6 protein-coding genes and 1 other annotated feature are annotated in these 6,962 nt (G+C 52.1%); of the genes, 2 read left to right on the plus strand and 4 right to left on the minus strand.

All coding sequences use genetic code 11. The annotated features are described in order from the left end of the window. Nucleotides 1-42: 42 nt before the first annotated feature. From polA to JK232_RS20170, 4 genes are all read right to left on the minus strand, one after another. Nucleotides 43-2,838 carry a DNA polymerase I gene (gene polA, locus JK232_RS20155; protein WP_212589624.1) on the minus strand — a complete coding sequence of 932 codons (2,796 nt, stop codon included), beginning with the start codon at nucleotides 2,836-2,838 and terminating at the stop codon, nucleotides 43-45. Nucleotides 2,839-3,409: 571 nt separating this feature from the next. Beyond that, entirely contained in the window at nucleotides 3,410-4,033 is a 624-nt protein-coding gene (gene dsbA, locus JK232_RS20160; RefSeq protein WP_072931460.1) for a thiol:disulfide interchange protein DsbA, read from the minus strand. Between the two features lie 28 nt (nucleotides 4,034-4,061). Continuing rightward, nucleotides 4,062-5,060, minus strand: a complete 999-nt coding sequence (locus JK232_RS20165) for a serine/threonine protein kinase (protein WP_072931458.1) — start codon at nucleotides 5,058-5,060, stop codon at nucleotides 4,062-4,064. A 34-nt stretch (nucleotides 5,061-5,094) separates the two neighbouring features. Further along, nucleotides 5,095-5,364: a YihD family protein gene (locus JK232_RS20170; protein WP_072931456.1), complete on the minus strand. Its 270-nt coding sequence runs from the start codon at nucleotides 5,362-5,364 to the stop codon at nucleotides 5,095-5,097. Between the two features lie 148 nt (nucleotides 5,365-5,512). Here JK232_RS20170 and mobA point away from each other — a divergent pair, with 148 nt between their 5' ends. Both mobA and mobB read left to right on the plus strand, forming a co-directional pair. Next, entirely contained in the window at nucleotides 5,513-6,094 is a 582-nt protein-coding gene (mobA, locus tag JK232_RS20175) for a molybdenum cofactor guanylyltransferase MobA (RefSeq protein ID WP_101829159.1), read from the plus strand. Continuing rightward, nucleotides 6,094-6,606, plus strand: a complete 513-nt coding sequence (mobB, locus tag JK232_RS20180) for a molybdopterin-guanine dinucleotide biosynthesis protein MobB (protein ID WP_072931454.1) — start codon at nucleotides 6,094-6,096, stop codon at nucleotides 6,604-6,606. Before mobA ends, mobB begins: the two co-directional genes overlap by 1 nt. Before the next feature lie 158 nt (nucleotides 6,607-6,764). Beyond that, nucleotides 6,765-6,848: a sequence feature (5S ribosomal RNA rRNA prediction is too short), on the minus strand. Nucleotides 6,849-6,962: the final 114 nt, after the last annotated feature.

The raw sequence follows: 6,962 nt of genomic DNA on the forward strand, positions 1-6,962 counted from the left end.
ATGATGTAGCTTAATTACAAAAAGTGCTTAGGTTATCGCCGTTTAGTGCGCCTGATCCCAGTTTTCGCCGACACCGACTTCAACCTGCAACGGCACATCCAGCTGCATACTCTGTTCCATCAGGGAACGGATCTTCTCTGATGCGTCCTCCAGTACGGATTCATGCACTTCGAACACCAGTTCATCGTGTACCTGCATGATCATACGCACGTGCGGGTCCTGCTGCTGTTGCAGCCAGGCATCCACGTCGATCATCGCACGTTTGATGATATCCGCTGCGGTACCCTGCATCGGGGCGTTGATCGCCGCCCGCTCTGCCGCTTTACGGCGCATCGCATTTTTCGAATTGATGTCCGGCAGGTAGAGACGGCGGCCGTCCAGCGTGGTCACATACCCTTTTTCGGCCGCCAGTTTGCGCGTACGGTCCATGTAATCCAGCACGCCGGGGTAGCGCTCAAAGTACTTGTCCATATAGCGTTGGGCTTCATTACGCGGGATGTTCAGCTGACGCGACAGGCCAAAAGCGCTCATGCCGTAAATCAGGCCAAAGTTAATCGCCTTGGCGCTGCGGCGCTGGTCACCGGTGACGCTCTCCAGCGACATACCAAATACTTCTGCCGCCGTCGCACGGTGGATGTCCTCGCCACCGGCAAACGCTGCCAGCAAGCCTTTATCCTGCGAGAGGTGCGCCATGATGCGCAGCTCAATCTGTGAGTAGTCCGCCGCCACAATCTTGTACCCTTCCGGCGCAATAAAGGCCTGGCGGATACGCCGCCCTTCCTCGTTACGCACCGGGATGTTTTGCAGGTTTGGATCGCTGGATGACAACCGCCCGGTGGCCGTGACCGCCTGATGATAGGAGGTGTGCACCCGGCCGCTGGCCGGATTGATCATCTGCGGCAATTTGTCGGTATAGGTGGACTTGAGCTTCGCCAGGCTGCGGTACTCAAGAATGACTTTCGGCAGCGGGTAATCCAGTGCCAGTTCAGCCAGCACTTCTTCATTGGTGGACGGCGCGCCGCCCGGCGTCTTTTTCAGGATCGGCAGTTTCTGTTTATCGTACAGAATCGCCTGCAACTGTTTGGTGGAGGAGAGGTTAAACGGCTCCTCCGCCAGTTCGTGTGCTTTGCTTTCCAGCTCGCCCAGACGTTCAGTCAGCTCTACCGAATGCGCCGCCAGAATGGACTTGTCGATCAGCACCCCGGTACGTTCCATGCGTGATAACACCGGCACCAGCGGCATCTCAATTTCACGGAAGACATTCGGCAGGCCGTCACTGGCCTCGATTTTTGGCCACATCGCCTGGTGGAGTTGCAGGGTGACATCGGCATCTTCCGCCGCGTAATGGCTGGCCTCTTCCAGGGCAATCTGGTTGAAGGTCAGCTGGTTTTTCCCTTTCCCGGCAATCTCAACAAAGCTGACGGTGGTATGGCCCAGATGGCGATCGGCCAGGGTATCCATGTCATGGCGGCTGGAGACGCTGTCCAGTACATAGGATTCCAGCATGGTATCGAAAGCGATGCCGCGCAGCTCAATGCCATAGCGCTTCAGCACGCCCTGATCAAATTTCAGGTTCTGGCCGATTTTCAGCGCTTTTTCGCTTTCCAGCAGCGGTTTCAGCTTTTCCAGTACCAGATCGAGATTCAGCTGATCGGGCGCATCAATATAATCATGCCCGACCGGCAGATAGGCCGCTTTGCCCGGCTCAATGGCAAAAGAGAGCCCCACCAGGTTGGCCGTCAGGGTATCGAGGGAGTCGGTTTCTGTATCAAAGGCGAACTGTTCTGCTGCGGAGAGTTTCTCCAGCCACTCATCCAGCTCCGCCTCAGTCAGCAGCGTGACATACTCATCCTGCGCCAGCTGCGCGCGTTCTACCTCCGGCACCGGCACATTGATGTCGATTTCTTCTGCGCCGCGGCTGCCTGACGCCGGGGCTTTTTTGTTGATCAGCCACTTACCGGCTTCCAGATCGCTGGTCCAGCGCTTGAATTCATAATGCTGGAACAGGGCGCGCAGCTCATCTGTCGCCGGTGCCATCACATTCAGCTCATCACAGCGGACGTCCAGCTCTACATCGGTTTTGATGGTGGCTAACTGGTAAGAGAGATACGCCACCTCTTTGTTCTGCTCCAGCTTCGTTGCCATGGTTTTTGCCCCACGGAAACTCAGGCCGGCAATGGCGCCCAGGTTACTGTAGAGCGCATCCAACCCGCCTATCCCTTGTAACAGCGCCTGGGCGGTTTTTTCGCCCACACCAGGGACGCCGGGAATGTTATCGGAGGAGTCACCCATCAATGCCAGAAAATCGATGATCAATTCCGGAGGAACACCATATTTGGTGATCACTTCTTCAGGGCCAAGGATCGCATTATTCATGGTGTTAATCAGCGTAATGTTCGGCGTAACCAGCTGGGCCATGTCTTTGTCGCCGGTGCTGATCAGCACTGCATGACCCGCTTTTTCCGCCTGAAGGGCCAGGGTGCCGATCACATCGTCTGCTTCAACACCGGAGACCGCCAGTAACGGCAGCCCCATCGCTTTCACCATAGTATGCAGCGGTTCAATCTGCGCACGCAGATCGTCCGGCATTGGCGGGCGGTGCGATTTATACTCAGCAAATAACTCATCGCGGAATGTCTTGCCCTTGGCATCAAACACCACGGCAACATGGCTGGGCTGATACTGCTGCAACAGGCTTTTCAGCATGTTGATTACGCCGTACATGGCGCCGGTCGGCTCACCGGCAGAGTTGGTCAGCGGTGGGAAAGCATGATAGGCGCGGTAGAGGTAAGAAGACCCATCAACCAGGATCAGGGGATTTTCTGCAATATGTGCCATAGCGACTCTTTTTCGTCATCGGTCAATGTACTAAGGATGCCATAGCTGGCGCGAAAGGCGAACCTTCGGCGGCTCATCACCGCGATCAATCCGATCATTTGCGGGATGATCCGCAGGATCTATATTGTGGATAACTTTGTGCATAAAAGATCGTGCAATTGCAACACCTGTGTTTTTCTCTGACAGATCTTGTATTTTTTATAGTTAAATCAAACTATTAATTGAGATCAAAACGGTGGAGAGGCCCTTTCAGGGGGGAATAGCAAATGTGGATATAACTTTATGCTGATCCCTGTTTTACGGGGATTGTTTAAATAAACACCGAAAGAATAAAACCCTTTTCCACAACTTTTCTGCCGACGCCCCTTTTCATTTTCCCAGGAAAAGCCTGCGCATTTGTTAACACAGCCTTTGTGGCCGGTCTGCCTATACCGGGGCTGATGCAATCTGTTTCAGGTAGCCGACGGGAAGGAGCAGTGAAAATAATGGCGTGAGGACGTTAACGGACGACCGAATAGCTGCCATAAAAAATGCCGGATAATCCGGCATTTTTAGTGTCATTTCATTAACATTATTTCTGGGTCAGCAGGAAATTGACCACGTCAGAGTATTGCTTGCTGTAGATATCCATCGAGCTCATATCCAGGCCATCATTTTTGACCATATATTTGCCGTTAACAAAGATGGAAGGTACACCCTGTAAGCCCAAATCAGCCGCCGCTTTTTGCTGTTGCACCACCAGGGATTTCACCACAAAACTGTTCCAGGCAGAGTCATACTCTTCTGACGTTACACCTGCCTGAATAAACACTTTCTTAATATCATCCGGTGTCTGGACGACCTGGGTTTTCTGCACGGCATCAAACATCAGGGGAGCGACTTTATCTTCCACACCCAGTGCCAGCGCAACGGCCCATGCCTGCGTCATCTCTTTGCCTAATGGGCCAAGGAATTCAACGTGATATTTTGTCACTTTGGTTCCCTGAGGAAGGTTCTTTTTAATGGTGTCAGAGATATGGTAAATCTTTTCAAACTGGTAGCAGTGCGGGCAGTAGAAAGAGAAGAACTCCAGAACCTGTGGCTCTCCCGATACCTGCTTATCCAACGTGACAAATTGGTCGCCACTTGAAAATTGCGCGGCTGAAGCACTGAATGCCAGCACCATTCCCACCAACGCTAAAAATATCTTCTTCATAATTCCTTGTTCTCCGTTGATATTACCATTAATACATAGGCGTTAATTGCAGAGGGGGTTCCTGCAATTGGTTAAACTGCTCTCTGAACGCTGCCGTCTGGCTCTCCCAGAAACTTCCTTCCGTCATCCACGGGAAGCTGCGGGGGAAAGCCGGATCCTGCCAGCGACGCGCCACCCAGGCCAGGTAATGCACCATGCGCATGGCCCGTAAAGGCTCAATCAGTGCCAGTTCGCGCTGATCAAACTCGCTGAATTCCTCATAAGCCTCCAGCAGAATATCAAGCTGGGTGCGTTGCTCCGCTTTATCCCCATGCAACAGCATCCAGAGATCCTGTATAGCAGGGCCGTTACGCGCATCGTCCAGATCCACAAAACAGGGGCCATCACGCCACAGAATATTACCTGGGTGGCAATCTCCATGCAGGCGTAATGCTTGCCACTGTGTATGCCAGCGAAGCTGAATGGCGTGAATAAGGTTATCCGTTGCCTGAAGGAAATTATCACGCTGGCCCTGGGGAATTAACCGGCTCTCTTCCAGCACTTGCCGGGCGTGAATAACATATTCATCCAATCCAATAGTCGGACGCGCCTTGAAGAGTTGTTTACTTCCAACCTGATGAATCCGCCCGAGATAGCGCCCCACCATTTCCAGCTGATCGAGGTTATCCACTTCATATTGCCGGCCGCCGGCACTCGGGAAAACGGTAAAAAAGTACCCCTGATAGTGATTCAGGGTATCACCGGCAAGCGGCAATGGCGCAATAAGCGGAATTTCAGCCTCATGTAATGCAGCCGCAAAGGCGTGCTCCTCACGTAACTGTGCTTCGCTCCAACGTTCCGGCCGGTAGAATTTTACGACATAACGTTGGCGCGCTTCCCCCATAAACTGGAAAACACGGTTTTCATAGCTGTTGAGTTCAGTGAGGCCGGATTCAGCATAAAGGCCTACATGCTGTAACGCATCCAGAATGAGGTCAGGCGTCAATGCATGAAAATTAAAGGCAGGGGTTGTCGTCATAGGGCTCATGGGGTGGAATATTCAGTAGAAAAGAATAGAAGCATCACTCTTTAATGACGCCGCGGGCCCGCAAAATAGCCGTTTTAAAATCTTCTTCATAATCTTTTTTCAGGCCGGGGATCGCCTCAGACTGATCGCTGTCACGCATTTTCAGATGATAAATCAGCGTGTCATCTGTCAGCTCAGAGAGGTCGCCCTGAAAGCCGCTCTCTTGCGCCAGCTTTTGCAGGAATTGCAGCAAATTAAGATCGGCATCCTTTTCCCATGCCGGCTGAAGCAACTCGATCAGTTCTTTCACCCGATGGCTATTCATGACGTTATCCTTGCTTTGGAGGAAACGGACAAAGTAGCAGGGATGCCCTTTGAGTAAAAGGGTGGGAGTTGTCAATAAAAGTAAATCATCCCCTCCGGCAAACAGAGCGCTACAATCACTTTCTCAGTAAACAGGAGAGAATGACGTGATACCAACAGCGATTACCGGGGTGATACTGTGCGGCGGACAGGCAACGCGCATGGGGGGAAATGATAAAGGATTACTCCTTTTGCAGGGCAAGCCGCTCTACCAACATGTTGCTGAACGCCTGCAACCCCAGGTAACCCATATTATTCTCAGCGCTAACCGTAATCTTGAGCAGTATCGCCAGAGCTATCCCACGTTTGCCGATAGCTTTACCGGCTTTGCAGGCCCGCTGGCAGGCTTGTTAACCGGGCTGCAAAACAGTCAGACTGAATGGGCGGCCTTTGTGCCTTGTGATGTGCCTTTTCTGCCGGCTGATTTGATTGAACGACTCTGGGCAGCGCGCCAGGACGCGTTTATCGCCTACGCGCATGATGGCGTACGCGCCCATCCCACCTTATGCCTGCTGCACCGAAGTATGATTACACCGCTTATGCAGTTCCTTCAGCAGGGCGATCGCAAATTAATGCTCTTTTTTGAACAAAATGGTGCCCAGGCTGTTTATTTCCGCGATCGCATTCAGGCTTTCCAGAATATTAATACTCCGGCTGATCTACACCATCTTTCACTTTTGGACAAAATATAATGACGATACCGCTATTGGGCATTGTTGCGTACAGCGGCACAGGCAAAACCACGCTGCTTAAGCAACTCATCCCGTTACTGGCGCAAGATGGCATACGGGTCGGGCTGATCAAACATAGCCACCATAATGTGGATGTCGATACTCCCGGTAAAGACAGTTATGAATTGCGTAAAGCGGGTGCGCTGCAAACGATGGTAGCCAGCTCGCGACGTTGGGCATTAATGACGGAGACGCCGGAAGAGACTGATGAGCCGGATCTTTTCTCTCTGGCCAGGCGTTTTGACAGCAGTAAGATCGATCTTATTCTGGTTGAAGGGTTTAAACATGAACCCGTTCCTAAAATTGCGCTCTATCGTGCGGCTGTCGGCAAGCCCTTGGATAACCTGATCGATCCGCACGTTATTGCCCTTGCCAGCGATCAGCCAATAATCACAACAGTATCGCAATTAGATCTGAATGCCCCATCAATGATCGCTACATTCATTGCAGACTGGTTAAAACGGACGCAATGAATACGGCAAAATAGCGTAGATAGCCAAGTTAGACAGCCGAAAACAAGCAAGGGAAGAAGAAAATACGCTGAGAAAAGCGCAGTAGATCAGTGTATTGGTGCAGATTTGCTCCATAGCAAAAAGGCCATCCTTGCGGATGGCCTCGTGCTTGATTTGATGCCTGGCAGTTCCCTACTCTNACGGCGTTTCACTTCTGAGTTCGGCATGGGGTCAGGTGGGACCACCGCGCTAGTGCCGCCAGGCAAATTCTGTTTATCCCGACCGCCCTCACGGGCCATCAGAACCAATCTTGGAACAGCGCTGAAAATCGTCGTCTCTAAAACACCTTCGGTGTTGTAAGGTTAAGCCTCACGGGT

Source organism: Nissabacter archeti (assembly GCF_018257325.1).
Classification (GTDB): domain Bacteria; phylum Pseudomonadota; class Gammaproteobacteria; order Enterobacterales; family Enterobacteriaceae; genus Chimaeribacter; species Chimaeribacter arupi.

Bases quoted from the DNA above. Each gene is read 5' to 3' on its own strand.
- polA (WP_212589624.1), bottom strand. From the start codon at position 2,838: ATGGCACATATTGCAGAAAATCCCCTGATCCTGGTTGATGGGTCTTCT.
- dsbA (WP_072931460.1), bottom strand. From the start codon at position 4,033: ATGAAGAAGATATTTTTAGCGTTGGTGGGAATGGTGCTGGCATTCAGT.
- JK232_RS20165 (WP_072931458.1), bottom strand. From the start codon at position 5,060: ATGAGCCCTATGACGACAACCCCTGCCTTTAATTTTCATGCATTGACG.
- JK232_RS20170 (WP_072931456.1), bottom strand. From the start codon at position 5,364: ATGAATAGCCATCGGGTGAAAGAACTGATCGAGTTGCTTCAGCCGGCA.
- mobB (WP_072931454.1), top strand. From the start codon at position 6,094: ATGACGATACCGCTATTGGGCATTGTTGCGTACAGCGGCACAGGCAAA.